The organism is Serratia sp. 14-2641 (genome assembly GCF_001692375.1).
GTDB lineage: Bacteria > Pseudomonadota > Gammaproteobacteria > Enterobacterales > Enterobacteriaceae > Chania > Chania fonticola_C.
In genome coordinates, this window is the sequence record NZ_LXKR01000009.1 from 1 (window position 1) to 18,861 (window position 18,861).

15 protein-coding genes and 1 pseudogene are annotated in these 18,861 nt (G+C 54.5%); 8 read left to right on the top strand and 8 right to left on the bottom strand.

The window, feature by feature from the left end; all coding sequences use genetic code 11:
• From A6U95_RS05850 to A6U95_RS05885, 8 genes are all read right to left on the bottom strand, one after another.
• A partial coding sequence (locus tag A6U95_RS05850; protein WP_158006200.1) for a fimbria/pilus periplasmic chaperone occupies positions 1 to 507 on the bottom strand: 507 nt, incomplete at its 3' end.
• 72 nt (positions 508 to 579) lie between these two features.
• Positions 580 to 1,158: a fimbrial protein gene (locus tag A6U95_RS05855; RefSeq protein WP_074423324.1), complete on the bottom strand. Its 579-nt coding sequence runs from the start codon at positions 1,156 to 1,158 to the stop codon at positions 580 to 582.
• A gap of 124 nt (positions 1,159 to 1,282) precedes the next feature.
• Positions 1,283 to 1,738 (bottom strand): helix-turn-helix domain-containing protein, encoded by a 456-nt coding sequence (locus A6U95_RS05860; RefSeq protein ID WP_065683820.1) that lies wholly within the window; start codon positions 1,736 to 1,738, stop codon positions 1,283 to 1,285.
• A gap of 574 nt (positions 1,739 to 2,312) precedes the next feature.
• The gene (locus tag A6U95_RS05865) at positions 2,313 to 4,508 is read right to left on the bottom strand and encodes a TonB-dependent siderophore receptor (RefSeq protein WP_065683821.1); all 2,196 of its coding nucleotides are present in this window, start codon (positions 4,506 to 4,508) and stop codon (positions 2,313 to 2,315) included.
• A gap of 22 nt (positions 4,509 to 4,530) precedes the next feature.
• Entirely contained in the window at positions 4,531 to 5,856 is a 1,326-nt protein-coding gene (locus tag A6U95_RS05870) for a lysine N(6)-hydroxylase/L-ornithine N(5)-oxygenase family protein (RefSeq protein WP_065683822.1), read from the bottom strand.
• Complete coding sequence (gene iucC, locus A6U95_RS05875; RefSeq protein WP_065683823.1) at positions 5,853 to 7,601, bottom strand: IucA/IucC family siderophore biosynthesis protein; 1,749 nt, start codon at positions 7,599 to 7,601, stop codon at positions 5,853 to 5,855. Before iucC ends, A6U95_RS05870 begins: the two co-directional genes overlap by 4 nt.
• Positions 7,598 to 8,548 carry a GNAT family N-acetyltransferase gene (locus tag A6U95_RS05880; protein ID WP_065683824.1) on the bottom strand — a complete coding sequence of 317 codons (951 nt, stop codon included), beginning with the start codon at positions 8,546 to 8,548 and terminating at the stop codon, positions 7,598 to 7,600. Before A6U95_RS05880 ends, iucC begins: the two co-directional genes overlap by 4 nt.
• Positions 8,545 to 10,275 carry an IucA/IucC family protein gene (locus tag A6U95_RS05885; protein ID WP_065683825.1) on the bottom strand — a complete coding sequence of 577 codons (1,731 nt, stop codon included), beginning with the start codon at positions 10,273 to 10,275 and terminating at the stop codon, positions 8,545 to 8,547. Before A6U95_RS05885 ends, A6U95_RS05880 begins: the two co-directional genes overlap by 4 nt.
• Before the next feature lie 133 nt (positions 10,276 to 10,408).
• Between A6U95_RS05885 and A6U95_RS05890 the strand changes: the two genes are divergently transcribed.
• From A6U95_RS05890 to A6U95_RS05925, 8 genes and pseudogenes are all read left to right on the top strand, one after another.
• Positions 10,409 to 11,635, top strand: a complete 1,227-nt coding sequence (locus A6U95_RS05890; RefSeq protein WP_065683826.1) for an MFS transporter — start codon at positions 10,409 to 10,411, stop codon at positions 11,633 to 11,635.
• A gap of 1 nt (position 11,636) precedes the next feature.
• The gene (locus A6U95_RS05895; RefSeq protein ID WP_065683827.1) at positions 11,637 to 12,515 is read left to right on the top strand and encodes a siderophore-interacting protein; all 879 of its coding nucleotides are present in this window, start codon (positions 11,637 to 11,639) and stop codon (positions 12,513 to 12,515) included.
• A 243-nt stretch (positions 12,516 to 12,758) separates the two neighbouring features.
• A complete protein-coding gene (locus tag A6U95_RS05900; protein WP_024528997.1) occupies positions 12,759 to 13,598 on the top strand; it encodes a MurR/RpiR family transcriptional regulator in 840 nt (279 codons plus the stop codon).
• Positions 13,599 to 13,789: 191 nt separating this feature from the next.
• On the top strand, positions 13,790 to 15,031 hold the full coding sequence (locus A6U95_RS05905) for an alanine--glyoxylate aminotransferase family protein (RefSeq protein ID WP_065683828.1): 1,242 nt from the start codon (positions 13,790 to 13,792) through the stop codon (positions 15,029 to 15,031).
• Complete coding sequence (gene hpxK, locus A6U95_RS05910; protein WP_065683829.1) at positions 15,031 to 16,317, top strand: allantoate amidohydrolase; 1,287 nt, start codon at positions 15,031 to 15,033, stop codon at positions 16,315 to 16,317. The genes A6U95_RS05905 and hpxK overlap by 1 nt, the downstream gene beginning before the upstream one ends.
• Before the next feature lie 126 nt (positions 16,318 to 16,443).
• A pseudogene (locus A6U95_RS05915) lies at positions 16,444 to 16,638 on the top strand (group II intron reverse transcriptase/maturase); the annotation flags it as partial.
• Between the two features lie 621 nt (positions 16,639 to 17,259).
• Positions 17,260 to 17,592 carry an STAS domain-containing protein gene (locus A6U95_RS05920; protein WP_065683830.1) on the top strand — a complete coding sequence of 111 codons (333 nt, stop codon included), beginning with the start codon at positions 17,260 to 17,262 and terminating at the stop codon, positions 17,590 to 17,592.
• Positions 17,593 to 17,626: 34 nt separating this feature from the next.
• Positions 17,627 to 18,790, top strand: coding sequence for an NDP-sugar synthase (locus tag A6U95_RS05925; protein WP_065683831.1), 1,164 nt, complete (start codon positions 17,627 to 17,629; stop codon positions 18,788 to 18,790).
• The last annotated feature ends 71 nt before the right edge of the window (positions 18,791 to 18,861 follow it).

Consider the following 18,861-nt stretch of genomic DNA (forward strand, 5'->3'; position numbering starts at 1 on the left):
AGCGAGCAATTTTTCCCCTTGCCGTTGCCAACTCACCTTATCCATGGTTTCCAGTGACAGCCCTGGCAACGTTGAGGGGCGGTAAAATACCTTCAGGCGGTTGCGATAGGCGATGGAGAGATAATTCTGATCCCCTTTCGACTGGGGAGGGACTTCAAGCACGTTGATCCAATATAGCGTCTCGCGGTCGGTGGCGTGGCTTACCAACGGTGTTGCGGTAATACGCAAGGTTTGTGCCTTGGCGGGTTCAACTCGTGAAACCGGTGGCATGATTATAAAGGGGACATCGCTGTCCTCAGGCGCTGAATTCGCATCGCCTGCATCAATCCAGGATTGCACCAACAGTGGAAAACGGCTTTTATTTTCCAGCTTCAGCGTGATTTCTTTGGCATCACTTGGGTAGATCACGCGCGTACCAGATATGACAATACCGGCATACAAAGAGGAGGAAAAAAATCCGCTTAACAGCAGCGATAGCAGTGGCCAATATTTTTTAATCAAGCGCATAACAATCTCGTCAGTATAGACGTGGCAAATATGGCCCTGTGGTAACAGGGCCATAACCTATTTAGTCAGGTTTTATTGATAAACGATGCTGTATTTAACCGTTGAGGCAACTTGGCCCGGGCCCGCCGCGCCACCTACAGCAACATACTGGCCAAAGTAGGTATATTCGGCAGTTTGATTGGCGATGGTTTTCGGCGCATGGTTGTTATTGCCGGATACCAGGTTGATCGGGCTGTTGGTTTCGCCGTTCAGAATTTGTACCTGAACGTTTACCGCAGGATTGGTTGCTGAAGTATTTTTCAACCAACCGGTCGCATTATCGATAGCCGGGCTGGTTGGTTCAAAATATACTGAAGCAATCTTACCGTTGGTGCAGTTTAAATCAGAAGGACCGCCCAGTTTGATGGTAAATGGTGCAGGCTTGGCCGTGGCGCCAGCAAAGCTTAACTCACTGGCACTGACCGTCTCTAAAGGCACGTTCAGATCAACAGCACCATTTGGCGTCTGGTCGTTGATCAGGCAAGTTGCGTCAGTGACTTCGCCGGTGAAATTGATATTACCACCCGCTACGGTGATAGCGGCGGAAGCCGGAAGCGCAGCAAAGCCGCCGATAGCCAGTGAGAGAGCCATTACTAATGTGGTTTTTTTCATTGCATATGATCCTTGTTAATTATCCTTAAAATACTCTGAGCGTTACATGGAGTGACATCAGAGCCGTCATTTCACTATGGCAGTGAAAATGCTGTTCCCTTTTTGTTGGTGATAAACAATCAAATCATATTTTTTTTATATACAGTGGCGTTACAGAGGCTCCACGTAAGGTATATCCTTTTCCTCGCGAGCTTTTAATAAAGTCATCGGCAATACCAATTTTACTTAGCCTTGCTTTAAGTTCGGAGATTACTTGGGTCAATCTGGTGGTTGAGGAGGAGAGGTTATGATTCTCCCAAACCTGTACCAGTAACTCCTGGTTGGAAACATAACCACAGCTTGCGTGTGCCAATAGATACGTCAGCAACCGCAGCATCGTTTCACGCAGTCTTAGATAGTTGGTAAATCGTTCCTCACCCTGATGGGGGTACTCTATCGTATTATAGAGTTTGATTACCGAACTCGATTTGATATCTACCTGATACTCATCATTGATAATATAGCCAAAAAGCAATAATCCACTCTCGCCCGCCTTGGTGATGCGGGCTGCTACATATTTAAATTGACTCGTAACATCCATTATCAACTCCGCCGCATCCGCTGCTAAAACTGTTTGGCTCCGACTTCAGAAATTGGAACTGTCATTTCCACACATTGGCTTTATATATTATTGCCTGAAGAGTTAATGTCAATTCATAAAAATAAAAAAATAACCAGAATAAAAAGAGTTTAAATCTTATTACTGCCTGGTTTTTGGTGTTTTTGTTTGTTTTTATCGGTTGATTGGCTGGTTTTTGATGTTTAATATCATTACAGTAGGAAATTTAATGCATAAGCATAATGTGCTGTTTTGGGGGCTTAATCGCCTATGATTTTTGTTTTTTCTTTTAAAAAAACGCGTGGGTGGAGTTAAGGTTGAAACAATCAGTTATCTGATATATTTGTATTCAGAGGAATCCTAATGACTTTTTATCTTATATTTTATTTTCGCTATTCGCAAGTGGGATGAATCGCAATAATAACAGGTATGTATAGATGTTAAACATATCTATGCGTTTTTATTTATGATTTTAGTCTTGGTGGGGCATGCATTCTTTGTGTGGATGATAAGCAGGCCGAATAGATTAATTCGGCCTGGTGATATCAGAGAGGTCTCAGAACAGGACTGAGTAGTTCAAACCAAAGGTGCGGCCACGGCCTTTATAGCTGTACAACTCCGGCGCGCCGTAGGTTGGGCTATACAGGATTGGCGCACGTTGGCCCCATACGGTGGTGTAGTCTTTGTCCAACAGGTTCTCTACGCTGAGGCTGACCTTGCCCACCGGCAGGGCATAGCTGCTGAGGACGTCAATGGTGTTATAGCCGTCGAGTTTGCGGCCCTGGCTGTCGGAAACGTCGAAGGTTTGCTGCGACTGCACGCGCACCGTCCAGTCACCCGGTGCCCAATTGACGTAGGCAGTGGCTTTCGACGGGCTGGCGGTGTCGACGGTCAACTTCTCCCATTTGCCATCGGTCTTGGTTTCCGATTTGATCAGGTTGAAGGTGGCACCGGTGCTCCATTCGCTGTCGTCGAAGAAGTAATCCACCGCGCCTTCCATGCCATAAATCCGACGTTTGTCAGCGTTCATGTTGATGGTCATATCGGCTTTGTTGATGGTGATGGTCTTGTCTGACAGAGAATAGTAGGCCGCAACCTGGGTACGCAGATTGTCGCCATTGTAGCGCCAGCCCAGCTCGTAGGAGTCGACCTTGATGCCGTCCAGCTTGGAGTCATTGACGTTGACGCTTTTTTGCAGCTGATAGTGGCCGTTCACCAGCTTATAGGTGCCGGAGCCGTAATACTTGGCCAGGTCCGGGATCTCAAACCCTTGTGAGAAGTTGAACCAGGTCTGCTGGCGTTCTGTCAGATGGGCCAGCAAACCGGCGTTGAACAGCGCGTTGTTGTAGTCGGTTTTGCCGCCCGGCACGGCATCGGCAGAGGTCGCCAGGCCGTTGGCTATCCCTTGTTGCTGCGCGTAGCCAACGAAATCATCCACCTTGTTTTCGGTGTACTGGTAGCGCACGCCGCCGCTCAGGGTAAACATCGGATCGATGTCGTAGCTGGCCTGCATGAACGGTGCCAGGTTGGTGGTGGTATAGCTCGGGTAGCGGCCGACGTTGTAGGCATTTTGCAGCGTCATCCCGCCAGACTGCTGGGCCAGCGCCAGATTGAAGAACTGCTGGTTGGCATTGAAGCTTTCATGGTCGGCATCGAAGCCGTAGGTCAGCGTAAGGCTGTCGATCGGCTTGCTGTTCAGGGTCAGTTTGCCGCCGTAGAAATCGGTTTTCTGTTGCGAAGCGCCGATGCTGGTTACCTTGCCGCCGCTCAGGGTAGGGAACGGATAGAAGGTCAGCGATTCATCTCGATAATACACCTGCGCCACCAGATCCTGGCCCCAGAAATCGGTGTTGGAGTATTGCAGGTTGATCAGATGGCGCTCGGTGCCTGGAATACGATCCGAATCCAGGTTACCGCTGTTGTAGGCCTGCCCGCTGCCGGTTACCGCCGAGAAATTTTGCCCCAGATACAGGCCGTGCTTACCGTCTGACTCGCTGTTGAAATATTGCGTGGTCAGTTGCAATTGCTGGTGATCGTCGATATTGATGGTGCCAGTGCCCATCAGGTCGATACGATCGGAATATTGCAGGCCGGTTTGGGTGTTGTCGATCAGCACCTCGTCGCCTTTGCCGTCATACCAGCCGCCGTAACGCTGATAGGAAACCGACAGGCGGCCGGAAGCCTTATCGGTGCCACCGCTGACCGCTGCCGACACGTTTTCATCGTGATCGCTGCTGCTGTTAAAGCCGGTTTTACCGCCAAGCTGGAGCTCAACCTGTTTTTCTTCCTGGCCCTTCTTGGTCACGATGTTAACCAGGCCACCGGTGCTGCCGCCGCCGTACAGCGAGGTAGCCCCGGAAATCACCTCAATATGGGCGATGTTGAACGGATCGATTGAATCGAGCTGGCGGCTGTCGCTGCGCGATGAGTTCAGGCGCACGCCGTCGATCATCACCATCATCGAGCGGCCACGCAGGTTCATGCCGTAGTTGGTACGGCCCTGGCTGCTGACGTCCATGCCCGGGATCAGCTGCGACAGCACATCCTTGATCTCTTTACCGCCCTGCACCTGTTGCTCAATTTCCTGGCCTTCAATCACCCAGGTGGTCTGGGCCATTTCCGCTACGCTGCGGTGAGAGCGGCTGGCGGAAACCACCAGTTGGTCATCATTTTTTTGTTCTTCTGCCCAGGCCGTTGGTGCGAGCATTGCCAACAGGCAAGGGTTTAGTACCCAGAGGTGTCTGCGTTTCATTGTTGTTCAAACGTTTCCATGGTTAGTTAAAGTTAAAGATGGCGTCGTGTGCAGTTTGGGCGGTGACCGCTGCCTGCTGGCTACGCCATTGGATCACAGCCGGGGTGGACGTTAAGTCGAACCGATCGCGTCCTAATGCCCGGTTGAGAATACGGGCCGAACGCCAGGCCATCAGGCTGAGCTGGGGTTCGGCAATGCCATGACTGTGCATGCCGGCGTTGACGGCAAACAGACAGTTTTCGCTCGGCCCCTGCCATTCCAGGGTGAAATCCGGCGTGATGCGATACTCATCGTTCGCCGTGGTCAGCAGGCGATTGGCCAGCGGTGCGAGAAACGCCGGGCGGTCTTGCTGATAGCCGGTGGCGAAGATCACCACGTCGCAGTCGAAGGTTTCCTTGCCCTGATCGAGATGGTGATGGGTGACCAGCTGATAGCCATTGCCGGATGCGTGCATCGCGGCCAATGAACGGCTAGGCAGCAGGTGGGCCCAAGGCTTTTCTCGTAACACTTCAAAGCGGTGATACATTGCCTGGTAGATCGCCAGCAGCGATCCGCTGGTGATGCCGTCCGACGTCATCTTCTGCTCGGTCAGCATGCGCTGTTTGGCACTGTCGCTCAGGGTGTAGAAGCTTTCTACGTATTCCGGCGTGAAGTACTCATTAGCGAAGGCGGCTTCGTCCAGCGCGTTGTAATTGTTGCGGCGCGAGATCCAGTTCAACTGCTTGGGCTGGCCCCACTCGGCGCGGAAAATATTCAAAAACAGATCGGCACCGCTTTGGCCGCCGCCGATCACCGTGACGCGTTTGCCGGTAAGATCCGGGTTACGCAGGCTCATTTCGCTGGCATGGAAGCAGCGATCGTTTTGCTCGCTGACGCAGTCCGGCAGTTTGGGGCGTTTACCGATGCCTAGGCAGATATGGCGGGCACGGTAGACATCGCGCTGGGTGGTGACAACAAATTGGCGTTGCTGGTCGTCAAAATCCACGCTGCGGATGTCTTGGCTGAACTCGAGCGTCTCCAGCCCGTTAGCCGCCCAGTCGAGATAGTCGGCGAACTCTTCGCGGGAGACCGTACGCTGCTCGGTGGTCAGGAAGCGGTAGAACTTCTTCCTTTTCACCAGGTAGTTGAGAAAGCTGTACGGGTTGGTCGGCGAAACCGCGCTGACCAGATCCTTGAGGAAACTGGTTTGCATATGGCAGTCCGGCACCATCATGCCGGGATGCCAGGAGAAGTGCGGTTTACGTTCGAAGAACTTGCTGTTAAAGCCGGTAACCTCACTGCCGAGTGCGGCAATGCTCAGATTGAATGGGCCGACGCCGATGCCGATGAAATCCAGAGGCTGATTCATTGGGCAAACTCCTTGGAGACCAAATAAAGAGGGTTATCCAGATCTTGCAGGTAGTTCGGCAACATGCGGCTGCCGCCATCCTGCTCTGAATAGGTGAGTTTCACCGGGTTGAGTACCACGCGAATAATCTGTGGCTTGAAAAGGTCGAACAGGGCAAACCGGTCGGCCAACTGCGGATGCTGCGCCATATAGCGCTCCAGCACCTGTGCCAGCACTTGATAGAAACGCGGTTCGCTCATGCCGCAGCCGCTCATCAGTGGCGAAATGAAGCGCAGCACGGTGACGAAATGCCCGGTTTGCAGGTCATGGATCAGATAGTCGGCAGGCAGGCGCACCGTTACGTCTTTTACCACCTGTGGCAGTGAAGCGGCCTGTGGGAAGTCATGATCCACAAGGCGCATATCGCCCTGGAAATCTTTTAGCAGGACCCGCTGCGGAACATGGTCTTTCATCACTAATGTGATGTTCTGGCCGTGGGCGATCAGCGCCACCCCGTAGCAGCACATCAGGTGGTACATCGGCAGCACCACCGCCTGGAACATCTGCGCCAGCCACGCCTCTGCGCTCAGGCAGGAACGGGCAATGTAGGCAGCGATCAGCGGCTCACCCTGATTGTCGGTTTCCATCATCGTAGCCATCAGGATCGCCTGCTCGCCCGGTTGCAGATAACAGGATGGGTTTTCACGCCAGATCACCCCGAGCATTTCCTGATAACGATAGGGGGCCTTGGGCAGCGCGCCGTAGGTTGGGTGGGCCAGATAGCCCGCTGCCGGTTCACCCAGGATCTGGGCGCCGCTGGCTTGCAAGGTGCTGTCACTGGCGAAAATCTGCTGTAACCAGCGTGAAGCCGCAGGCCCGGCACTGATGTACTTGCCCGGAATGCCGCGATAGCAGGAGGTGTTGTAAATGGTCAGCGGCAGCTTGATATCGAAGGGCACCCGGCGGCTGGTGTTGGTCAAAGTGCGCAGAGACTGCTGAGCCAGATAGCGATCGCCAAACTCACCCAGCTCGACCAGTTCACCGCTGGCCAGCTGTGGCAGGAAATGCAGAGCGATTTTTTGCTGCCATTGCCATGGATGCAACGGCACCGGCAGCCAGTCGTTGTTCAACTTCAGGTCGTGCCAACGGCGGTCAAAGCGCTGGCGTTCCCCTATGTCCATCGCGCTGTTGAGCAGGTCTTCTAGCGGGAAGTCCTCATCAATGCACCAGACAAAGCTGCTACGTTTGGCGGCCACCCAGTGCAGCTGGAACTGGCCTTGATATTCTGGCGCATACTGTTGCAACGCCGTCAGCCCCCAGCCACGACGCCCCTTGTTGAAGACGAACTTCGGGTGACCTGCCAGCAGGCATTGCAGTGCGTCGGCATCCAGCGCAATCAGATCGTTGGCACTCATCCCGTGGCGAGCGGTGAGTAACTGCATGTCACCGCGTAACGTGGCATACAGATCTTCCAAATGTTCGGCGATCTGCGCATCGTCCATCTTCAGCACCTGCGCCAGTTGCCGCAGCGTTTGATCGGCGGCCAGCGGCAGGCGATCGCAGCTCAGGCTGTTGGTGTCGATGTGCAACCAACCCCAGATCCCGCGTTTGGCGCTGAAGCGGTAGGTCGTATCACCTAGCGCAATCTGCCATTGCCCGTCGTGCTCCTCGGCCTGCAAAGTGCGCTCATACTCCAGTTCAGCCAGGATTTTGGCGATCATCTGCAGGTTAACGCGTTGCCAATCGGCGTAATCGTGGCGGCTCATACCTGTCCCTCGCGGAAGAAGTCATCACGCTGGTTCATGATCAGCCGTGAACGCTTATGGGGGAAATCAAACTCTTTCAGCGTGTGGTAGCCAGCGGCGGGCAGATGGCGGAACAGCCGCTGATTGTCTGCGCGTGGCTCGGCCACGACGCGAGTGGTACGGGGTTCATCCAGGTATAAATAGTGGGTCAGGCCACGTAGCCAACTGCGGATGTACTGTGCGCCACGCCAGTTTTCTTCACCGACCAGCATGTGCAGGCCGCGATCGAACGGCTGCCAGCGATAATGGCGGCCAATGCGATCTTCGGGTGCCCAGTAAACTTCGAAATAGCCAAACGGCTGGTCGTCAAAGCAGCCCAGCAACGGGTAGCAATAGCTGGAATCCAGTTGGCGCTGTAAATAGGCGGCTTGGACCTCGAGTGGGCCGCTCATTTCCCAGAAGGCGTCAACGCGGGGGGAGTTCATCCAACGGGTGAACTGCTCGGCGTCGCGCTCCACTTCGGGCAAACGGAAGCTCAAGCTATGTTTGATTCGCGGATCGTAGCGGCGATAAACCTCACCGTTGGGCCGGGCAGGGCGCTGCGGGAACCACAGCTCGCGCTCTGCATCGTATTGCATTTGGCCGCCAGCGGTATGGCGTTCGGCGATCAGCCACAGCGGCAGTTGGTAGAAGGTTTCACGGGCCAGGTAATCACCACAGGCCTGGGAGAACAGTGCCAGAGCCTGTGGCTCCTCACGCCATTCGGCATAGGGCAGGGCAATGCCGCTCAGCTGTGGAGCCGCGATCAACAACTGATCCAACGCCTGAATCAGCCAGCCTGCTTGCAGTGAGCCTGGATAATGCAACGTAGCGCTGCCGTCCAATCCCAGGCTAAGGGACAGGTTTTTCCCCAGCAGTTCGCAGCGGAATCCGCTGGTGGTGTGAACAATCTTGGCAACGGGCATCATTGAGCGGCCTCCACGCGCAGCGGATTGGTGAAGTTAAAGTAGATCACCGCCGGATCGACAATGGTGTTCTCATTGTGATCGTGCAAATAGCAGAAGAAGTTGCCCTTGCAGTTCCAATGTTGACTGTCGAGCACATAGTCCAGGCAACGGGTATTTTTCGCCGTGTTACGCAGCTTGGTTAACGCATCCCGTACTCGTCTCATCAGGCTCTCTTCACTGTCGAACCCTGCTGCTGCCATAGCGGCGGTAACGGCCAACGTCGAATTCACCAGCAGGTAGTAGGGGAAGTAGCGCAACAGCTGCTGCTCGCTAAAGCGGTTTTCCGCTTCCGCTTCGCCGATTTCATCCAACCAAGGCGTGGCATCACGGGTAAAGCCGCTGCCCTGGCAATCGCGGTACAGCATGCCTACCGGCAAGTCCTGCTGCATTTCTACCAGAATGTTTTGCTGATGGGCCAGCAGCACCAGGCCGTAGTCGGCTTCGGCGCTGAACAGCGGTAGCAGCACCTGCTGGCAGTAAGCATCCAGCCAGCAATGGGCGGCCTGCTGCAATGGCAAGTTCAGGCGGGCAGCCAGGCGGCGCACTGCCGCAGCTAACAGGCTATCGCCACCGTCTGGCGCGGCCTGTGTCAGGGTAACCAAGACGTTGGTTTGGTTCTGCGAATGACCAAACAGCAGGTTATCGCGCAGCGCCATCAGGCTTTCTTCCCGGATTGTGCCGTCTGCGGAACGTAACCCGGCCCAACCATCTTCCTGCATCACGCGCATCGTTGGATAACGAGCTTGCAACTCCTGCCAGCGGGAGGTCTTTGCCAGACGTGCCAGACGCATGCCGCGTTTCACTTCCTTGACCGACAGGGTACGCACCGAGTTGGTTAGCCGTACGCTGAGGGAAAACTTGATCATGTCGCGGCTGCCCGCGTGATACAGCGAACGTGAAGAGCTGGTTGGCAGCCAGCGCTCACCGGCCTCACCCAGATCGCACAGCTTGTGCTGCTCGACCAACTCGCGGCACCAGCTTTGTGCCAGCAGATAATCGGCCTGCCACGGATGCATCGGCAGCAGCCAGACGTCATCGGTAAAATGACCTAGCAACTGAGGTGCGCTTTCTGCAGCAAAGCGTTGCAGGCGCTGCTGTAACGTCAGATCCAGGCTGTCGCCACACAGGTGGTGCTTATCTACCGCAAACCAGCGTAGGGGGAAGCTGCCAGCAAAATCTGGCAGATAGCGCTGTGCCTGCTGATGATCGAAGGGCTCATGGGATTTCGGAGCCGGGTGGAAGGCATGGCCAGCTAGTAACCCCTGTTCCGCCTGGGCAAAATTCAGCGGCTGGTCACGTAGCTTTGGCCAGTCCAGCCGGATGGCGATCGCCTGTTGGGTATTGTCATGACTTTCCAGCACTCGCTGGCGAAAGCGTGCCAAAACCTCCTCACTCAGTTGGCCTTTTATTGCCGGTTTGGCCAGCAACAACGTAACCAAACGCTCAAAACTCAGCGCTTCACCGTTGCCATTCAGGCAGGCGGGGAACTGATATTGATGATGTTGGGTTGGCGAGATATGCCGTAATGGAATGCGTATAAACTGGCTATCCGAAAGTGGGAGATGTAGCTGAGGATGTTGGCTATTGGTTGCCGGCACGATGTGCCAGTCCCGAGTTTCACGCATTAGCGCGTTGAGGAAACATTGCGCAGCCACATCGGTTGCTGCGCTTGCTAACTGGATGGTCATGACCCTTGTCACTCTGGAGCGATTGAGAATGATTCTTATATCAATAGTTCTTATTATTATCAATCACTGCATGATACAATTTTTTGATTAATTACACACAAAAACATCATTTTCTTAACGGTTATTTTACTTAATGCGCTTATTTTCGGGTTCAAAAATCGTTGCAATTGGTAATGATTCTCCTTCAAACTGGCCGCTGGCGTTTTGTGCTGGGCTATTGGGCATTGGGCAAAATGGTTTGCTGGTCGCTTTACCCGTGTTGGTCAGCCTGACCCAGCTCTCGCTGTCGGTGTGGGCAGGGTTGCTAACGCTGGGATCGATGCTGTTTCTTGTCGGTTCTCCCTGGTGGGGGCGGCAGGCAGAAATTCGCGGCTGTAAATACGTGGTGGTTATGGCCCTGGCGGGTTACCTGCTCAGCTTTGCGTTATTGGCCTTGGCCGTGTGGGGGCTGTCTGCTGGCTGGCTGCCTGAAATGGCTGGGTTGGGTGGATTGATTGTGGCGCGCATTGTCTATGGCCTGACAGTATCAGGCATGGTGCCCGCCAGCCAGACTTGGGCGCTGCAACGCGCTGGGTATGAACAACGAATGGCGGCGCTGGCCACTATCAGTTCCGGCCTGAGCTGTGGCCGGTTGCTTGGCCCGCTGTGTGCGGCCCTGGCGCTGTCTCTGCACCCGATGGCTCCGCTATGGCTGATGGCGATTGCGCCGCTGATCGCGTTACTGGTGATCTGTCGCCAGCATAACGACCCGCCACTGCCAGCCGTGGCGCATCAGCAAAACCGCCTGCGGCTGACGATGATGCCCTATTTATTGTGTGCGTTGCTGCTCGCTGGCTGTGTCAGCCTGATGCAGTTGGGCTTGGCTCCACATTTGCAGCAGTTGTTCAGCCATTCGGCGACGACCGTTAGCCACCATGTGGCGGTATTACTCAGCGTAGCGGCAGGTTGCACGCTGTTGGCACAGTTTCTGGTGGTGCGGCCACAGCGTCTTACTCCGCCGCAGCTGCTGATGGTTGCCGCTGTGTTGATGATCGCTGGCTTGGGGCTGATGTGTACCGCTCCGCTGGCGCTGTTTTATCTTGGCTGTGCGCTGGCTTCGTTTGGGGCCGCGATGGCGACGCCGGGCTATCAACTGATGCTGAACGATAAGTTATCTACCGGCAAAGGGGCGGGAGCGATCGCCACTAGCCATACACTGGGCTATGGCGCGAGCGCGCTGATGGTGCCGGTGGTGAGTAAATTTTACGGTGAGTCGCAGTTGGTGGCGGCGGCACTGGTAGCCGCCGTCCTGCTGGGCGGCATTAGCAGCTGGCTATGGTGCCAGCATCGAATGGCAGACATTGCGCGGGAGAGTGAGTGATATGTCCGCAAGCTATCGCATCTTTGATCTTACCTTGAAGTATAAGGAAAATGTTTCCCCCTCGCTGCTGCGCTGCGTGTTTACCGGCCCAGAGGTACAGCGCATGAAGCTGGAAGCTCCGGATCAACGGATCAAGCTGCTGTTCCCGGTAGCGGAAGGGCAGATCCAGCCGTTGGAGAATAGCGACGATTGGTACCGCAACTACATGGCGATACCGAAAGAGCAACGGCCCGTGATGCGTACCTACACGTTGCGGGCACTGCGCGCTGCTGAGAATGAAATGGACGTGGAGTTCGTGCTCCATGGCATTAATGGCCCGGCCTCTGCCTGGGCAACGCATGCCGTTGCGGGAGATAAACTCCAGGCTGTAGCGCCAAATGCCGATTTTGCTGAGGATAGCGGCGGCTATGAGTGGGCCCCGCCAGCGCAAACCCGGCAGGCGTTGCTGATCGCCGATGAAACGGCACTGCCAGCGGCGATGGGTATCCTCGAACAGTTGGCGCAGCAGGCTAACCCACCGCGTGTGCAGGCTTTCTTCGAAGTGCCGGTAGCGGGGGACTGCCTCGATATGGCGCACTTTCCGTTTGCCGAGGTTTACTGGCTGCCACGGGACGTTGGACACCAGCAACTGCATGGCACATTGCTGGTGGAGGCGGTGCGTCAGCGGGTTAATATTCCTTCCTCGGCGCGGGCTGAAGCGCAGTCTCTGGCAGAAAACAGTCTGGGTGGGGATTTGCTGTGGGAGCGTGCCGAAGGGGCTAAGACCTTTTACGCCTGGGTGGCGGCGGAGTCTTCGGTGGTGAAAACGTTGCGCCGTTACCTGATTGGCGAACGCGATCTGGACCGTTCCACGGTGAACTTTATGGCGTATTGGTGTTAATTGATAAAGTGACCATATTGCGTAATTTATGCCGGTCTAACATGTTTAACCGTAGGGGCGCCGCATGCTGCGCCCGTTTAACCGCATACACCGCCTCTACGTCGCATTAAATCCCTTCACGAGCTGCTGCGTAATTTATAAGCAACACGCAATCGCGCCATTGTCATCCTGATTTCAACTCTGGCGGCCGCTTTGGCTGCTGTGCTATGTTCCGCTGAAACAAAAGTTACAGCGGGAGTAGCGATGAAACAGATTGATGAACGCCTGCGCAGCGAATACCCGCAATTGGCCCCTCAAGAGCAGCGGGTGGCCGACTTTATCTTCGATCACTTTGACGACCTGATTAGCTATAACAGCACCGAGTTGGCACGCCTGAGTGGAGTGTCCAAGGCCACGGTCAGCCGTCTGTTCAAGCGGCTGGGCTATGCCAGCTATCGCGCAATGCGTGACGAGCTGCGTACCCTACGCCAAAGCGGTATGCCATTGACCGACAGCCGTGACGCGGTGCAGGGGAATACTTTACTAGCCCGCCATTACCAGCAGGAAATGGCCAATCTGACGCACTGGGTAAAGCAGATTGATGCGGAACAGTTTGGCGCGGTGATCGCGGCCATGGGGAAATCCCGGCGGCTGTTGCTGTTGGGGATGCGCAACAGCTATCCCGTCGCGATGCATTTGCGCCAGCAACTGATGCAGGTACGTGAGCAGGTTTTGTTGATACCGCAGCCGGGCCAAACCTTGGCAGAAGATCTGGTGGATCTGGGGCCACAGGACATGGTGGTGGTAGTCGCATTTCGCCGGCGTCCACGCTTGGCGCGAGAGGTATTGCAACAGTTGCAGATCAAGCAGGTACCAACGTTATTGATCTGCGAACCGCAGGCCCAGGCGTTGATCCCGTTGGCTAGCTGGCATTTGATGACGCCGCTCGATAGCGTCTCGGCGTTTGACAGTTACTCCAGCGCCATGAGCCTGGCGAGCCTGCTGAGCAATGCGTTGCTGCATGACAGGTTGTCGCAAGGGCGGCAGCGTATTCATCAGGTGGCCAATCTGTTCAGCGATCTGGAGGAGTTGGAGCAGCGCTGAAGCGCTGGTTTTCACGCGGCTAAACGGGCGCTGTATGCTGCGTCCGTTGATTCATTAGTTGCAGATAAATATTTTAAGAATCTTTTGTTTCATCCTTTCTCGCTTGGCGATAATCTAGCAATAACAAAAAACCGGCCGGTCGCAGACGTAGCAATCTCCGGGCTAAGTTATTAAGTTGACAAGGAATGAACATGCTAGCTATCAACCAATTCGATCAAATCAATCCTCCGTACCGCCTACTGATGGGCCCAGGGCCGATCAATGCCGATCCGCGCGTGCTGCGTGCCATGTCCAGCCAGTTGATTGGCCAATACGATCCGGCCATGACCGGCTATATGAATCAGGTGATGGAGCTGTATCGCGGCCTGTTTCGCACGCAGAACCGCTGGACGATGCTGATAGACGGGACTTCGCGTGCCGGTATCGAGGCAATGCTGGTTTCTGCCATTCGCCCTGGCGATAAAGTGCTGGTGCCGGTATTTGGCCGTTTTGGCCATCTGCTGTGTGAAATCGCCCGCCGTTGCCGTGCCGATGTGCACACCATCGAAGCGCCTTGGGGTGAGGTATTCAGTGCCGATCGGATCGAGGATGCGATCAAGAAAGTACGGCCACGCCTATTGCTGACGGTGCAAGGGGATACCTCCACCACTATGCTGCAACCGCTGGCGGAATTAGGGGACATCTGTCGCCGCCACGGCGTCTTGTTCTATACCGATGCTACCGCCTCGTTCGCCGGTAACGAGCTGGAAACCGATGCCTGGGGTTTGGATGCGGTATCCGCAGGGCTGCAAAAATGCCTCGGTGGCCCTTCCGGCAGTTCTCCAATCACCCTTAGCCCGCAGTTTGAAGAGATCGTGCGCCGTCGTAAGTGCGTTGAAGAGGGGATCCGTACCGTCGATCACACAGACGGTGATGACGAGATGATCTACTCCAACTATTTCGATCTCGGCATGATCATGGATTACTGGGGGCCGGAGCGCTTGAACCACCATACGGAAGCCACCAGCATGCTGTTTGCCGCGCGTGAATGCGCGCGGGTGATCCTGGAAGAAGGGCTGGATAACGCTATTGCTCGCCATAAACTGAATGGCGCGGCGATGTTGGCCGGGATCCAGGGGATGGGGCTGGAGGTCTTTGGCGATATCGCCAACAAGATGAACAACGTGCTGGGCGTGGTGATCCCGCAGGGCATCCATGGCGAGCAGGTACGCCAGATGATGCTCAATGACTTCGCCATCGAAATCGGCACCTCGTTTGGCCCGTTGCAGGGCAAGATCTGGCGGATTGGCACCATGGGGTATAACGCGCGGAAAGACTGCGTGCTGCAAACGTTGGCCGCGCTGGAAGCGGTACTCAACCGTCTCGGTTTTGTTAGCCCGCACGGGGAAGCTATGCAGGCAGCATGGAACATTTACGACGCCGAGCAGAACTGATGGCAATGCTGCTGACCCCTCTGGAAGCGGAACGAGCCGCGGCCAGAGTGATGGCTCGCTGCGACGAATTGGCGGCAATCAGCAGCACGCCAGGCCAACTGACGCGGGTTTATCTCTCCCCAGAACATTTACGTGTCAACCAGCTGGTAGGAAATTGGATGCGCGAGCTTGGGATGGAGGTCTGGCAAGACGGCGTGGGCAATATCTGCGGACGTTACGAAGGACAGCAACCGGCCGCACCGGCGCTGCTGCTTGGCTCTCATCTGGATACGGTGCGCAACGCGGGGCGCTACGATGGCATGCTGGGGGTCTTGACCGCGCTTGAGGTTGTCGCCTTGTTGCATAGCCGCAATCGGCGTCTGCCGCAGGCGATCGAGGTGATCGGTTTTGCCGACGAGGAGGGCACGCGGTTTGGCATTACCTTACTCGGCAGCAAAGGGATCACTGGGCAGTGGGCAGAGGATTGGCTGACATGTACCGATGCTGAGGGCATCAGCGTGGCCGAGGCTATGCGTGACGCGGGGCTTGATCCTGCGGCGGTGAGTTCTGCCGAGCGTGCACAAGGCTCGATCTGCGCCTATCTCGAACTGCATATTGAGCAGGGGCCTTGTCTTGAAGCCGCCGATCTGGCGCTGGGAGTGGTCACGGCGATTAACGGTGCCCGCCGCCTCAACTGTACCTTTACCGGACATGCTGGCCATGCAGGGACCGTACCGATGGGGCAGCGCCGGGATGCGCTGGCTGCCGCCGCTGAATGGATGGTCACGGTTGAGCGGCTCACCATGGAATACGATCCGCATGTGGTCGCCACGGTCGGTCAGATAGAAAGCTTTCCGGGGGCAGTGAATGTGATCCCTGGGCAGGTCAGGCTATCCCTCGACGTTCGTGGCCCGCAAGATGAACCGCTAGACGCGTTGCTGGCCGAATTACTGTTGCAGGCGCAGAGCATTAGCGCGCGTCGTGGGGTCTGTTTCTATAGCGAGGAGTTCTACCGCATACCGGCTACCGCTTGTGACCCTCAGTGGCAGCAGCGCTGGCATGACGCGGTAATGCAGGTGCAAGGGAATTGCCTAATGCTGCCTAGCGGGGCGGGGCATGATGCCATTGCTATCGCCGCCCGTTGGCCGGTGGGGATGCTGTTTGTTCGTTGCGAAGGCGGCATCAGCCATCATCCCAATGAGGCCGTCGCAGCGGGCGACGTGGCGCTAGCGATCCAGGCATACTGCCTGGCTGTGGGTATAACAGACCCCTCACCCCAACCCTCTCCCAAAGGGAGAGGGAGCTGATAGCCCCTGCTCTTTTGGACGTAAAGCAGACCTGTCACGACGGGGTGAGTGGCTGCTGCGTCTGATAACACTGCCCACATGGCTGGCCGAAGCTGCGCGGATCACGCTGGCCTCAAAGGGGGCTCATATGCGGATGACTTTGTCCTCATAGTCAAAGGCAGTAAAGCACAGGCGGAGGCCATCAGGGAAGAATGCCGGCGCGTGCTAGAAGACAGCCTGAAACTGAGGCAGAACCTGGACAATACCAGGATCACCCATGTCAATGATGGATTTATCTTCCTGGGGCATCGTATCATTCGCAAGCGTAGTCGCTATGGCGATAGCCTTTTCCATGCTCTCAAGAGTATCGAGGGTGGCAGGGCATGGGAAAAGAGCCTCGGCGTCAGCGTGCTCGCACCTTAGATGCGCTACGTTCATGGTTAGGAAATTGTATTGTCAAATCGCAAGCTTCGCTTCCACTGGGGCTGCATCAAACCCCATCTGGGTCACGAATTGAAGGTCCTGAACTCTGTGCTACGCTTAATACCGTAATTGATAGTCAAAAGTTTGCACAGGGAGTGCTCAGGAATATTGGTTATCACGATGTTTATGGCCTGCGCTGGATGCTTTGCTGAATGAACGCCAATCGCGACAATGTAACATGGAGGGACCCCGCTGATGCTAGAAACTCCTCGCGAAAAGTCTTCACCTTCTGATTAGCAAATAGAGGATGGCTCACCGGTGACAGCAAAACTGCTGGCCGCTTGGCGCGGTTATATCTTCGTCCTATGTTACGTTTGCGGAAAATACAACGACCATTACATTATTGATATCCAACACAAACAGATGAACAGCACAGTGATACTCGGTATGGAACTGTGGCATTGAATAACGATATTTCTTTACTGGTGAGCTAACGTAATAGCTGTTTTCCCCTCCCAACGGTATTGTAAGGAAGAAAGAATGAACTTTGAAACTCAGTCAATTGGCAATGTCTTGGTTGTCACTCTTTTGGACAGGCGTTTGGATGCATCGGTTTCCACTCAGTTTAAGGAAGACATACAAGCCATGATTGCGCAGGGGACTCACCATATTTTACTGGACTTCGGTCAGGTCGATTTCATCGACAGCAGTTTTTTAGGCACTCTGGTCTCTCTTTTGAAATCCTTACATGGAAAAGGTGAACTCGCGGTCTGCTCACTGAACAACAATATCCACAGTATGTTCAAGTTAACCCGGATGGATAAAATATTTACCATCGGCGCTGATAAAAGCATCGCATTACAGCAAATCTGATAATCATCTCATTGATTAAAAAGGAATGTTCATTATGAAAGCCATGATTCTTGCCGCAGGTAAAGGAACCAGAGCCAGACCGTTGACCACCATATTGCCAAAACCAATGATCCCATTAATTCGCAAGCCGATTATGGAGTCGATCGTTGAGCATTTAAGAGAGTATGGATTTAATCAGTTAATGGTCAATACAAGCTACCTTTCCGCAGATATCGAGAATTATTTTCGCGATGGCCATGCCTGGGGCGTGGAAATGGGTTACTCCTACGAAGGGGTGATGGAAGGTAATACCTTTGTTGATAACGTGCTGGGTTCCGCCGGTGGAATGAAGCACATCCAAAATTTCTCGGGCTTTTTTGATGACACTTTTGTCGTGGTGTGTGGTGACGCATTAATTGATGTGGATTTTGATCAGGTATTGGCTTTTCATCGGGCCAGAAAAAGTGTCGCCACCCTTATCATGCGCCCTGTTCCAGCCGATCAAGTAAGTAAGTACGGGATTGTCGTCACCAATGACCAAGGCCGAGTCAGTCAGTTTCAGGAAAAACCTAAAGCAGAAGAGGCGTTATCAAACAATGCCAATACGGGTATCTATGTGTTTGAACCCGAGATATTCAATTATATTCCCGACGGTGTTGAATATGACATTGGTAGCCAGTTGTTCCCTAAACTTGCTGAATTAGATGTTCCTTTCTACGGCATTGTCTTGCCATTCCAATGGGTAGATATTGGCTCATTGCAGGACTTCTGGCATGTAAACCGCATGATCCTTAATCGGGAGCTACCTGATTATCCGATGCCGGGCATTCAGGTTGCGCCGCAAATTTGGTGCGGGCTGAACGTTAAAGCCGATTTTGCCAACCTGGATATTGAAGGGCCGGTCTATATTGGCAGCAGTACTGAAATACAGCCTGGAGTGACAATCAGAGGGCCCGCGATCATTGGCGCTGGTTGTTTATTAGAGCAAGGTGCTATGGTCGATCAAAGCTTTGTAGCTGATTACACCCGAGTCGGTGGGATTGCCCAGTTGTACCAGCAGATGATTTTTGCCGGTAAAGTGATCTCGCCGGACGGTACAGCCATTGATTTGTCTGATGCCGGTCTGAACTGGCTTATTGATGATAAACGGCGCACAGACATTATTACGGCGGAGAAGTCGTTATTCAAAGAGCTGCTCACCAAAGATGCCTTTCTATAAGGGGTTCTACGCTGGAAGCGTCTAAATGGCCCTGTTGCATTAACGAAAATAAGTCAGCAAACGCGCACTGT

Excerpts from the sequence above, each read along its gene's own strand:
- A6U95_RS05855 (WP_074423324.1), bottom strand. The coding sequence starts at position 1,158 with ATGAAAAAAACCACATTAGTAATGGCTCTCTCACTGGCTATCGGCGGC.
- A6U95_RS05860 (WP_065683820.1), bottom strand. The coding sequence starts at position 1,738 with ATGGATGTTACGAGTCAATTTAAATATGTAGCAGCCCGCATCACCAAG.
- A6U95_RS05865 (WP_065683821.1), bottom strand. The coding sequence starts at position 4,508 with ATGAAACGCAGACACCTCTGGGTACTAAACCCTTGCCTGTTGGCAATG.
- A6U95_RS05870 (WP_065683822.1), bottom strand. The coding sequence starts at position 5,856 with ATGAATCAGCCTCTGGATTTCATCGGCATCGGCGTCGGCCCATTCAAT.
- iucC (WP_065683823.1), bottom strand. The coding sequence starts at position 7,601 with ATGAGCCGCCACGATTACGCCGATTGGCAACGCGTTAACCTGCAGATG.
- A6U95_RS05880 (WP_065683824.1), bottom strand. The coding sequence starts at position 8,548 with ATGATGCCCGTTGCCAAGATTGTTCACACCACCAGCGGATTCCGCTGC.
- A6U95_RS05885 (WP_065683825.1), bottom strand. The coding sequence starts at position 10,275 with ATGACCATCCAGTTAGCAAGCGCAGCAACCGATGTGGCTGCGCAATGT.
- A6U95_RS05890 (WP_065683826.1), top strand. The coding sequence starts at position 10,409 with ATGCGCTTATTTTCGGGTTCAAAAATCGTTGCAATTGGTAATGATTCT.
- A6U95_RS05895 (WP_065683827.1), top strand. The coding sequence starts at position 11,637 with ATGTCCGCAAGCTATCGCATCTTTGATCTTACCTTGAAGTATAAGGAA.
- A6U95_RS05900 (WP_024528997.1), top strand. The coding sequence starts at position 12,759 with ATGAAACAGATTGATGAACGCCTGCGCAGCGAATACCCGCAATTGGCC.
- A6U95_RS05905 (WP_065683828.1), top strand. The coding sequence starts at position 13,790 with ATGCTAGCTATCAACCAATTCGATCAAATCAATCCTCCGTACCGCCTA.
- hpxK (WP_065683829.1), top strand. The coding sequence starts at position 15,031 with ATGGCAATGCTGCTGACCCCTCTGGAAGCGGAACGAGCCGCGGCCAGA.
- A6U95_RS05920 (WP_065683830.1), top strand. The coding sequence starts at position 17,260 with ATGAACTTTGAAACTCAGTCAATTGGCAATGTCTTGGTTGTCACTCTT.
- A6U95_RS05925 (WP_065683831.1), top strand. The coding sequence starts at position 17,627 with ATGAAAGCCATGATTCTTGCCGCAGGTAAAGGAACCAGAGCCAGACCG.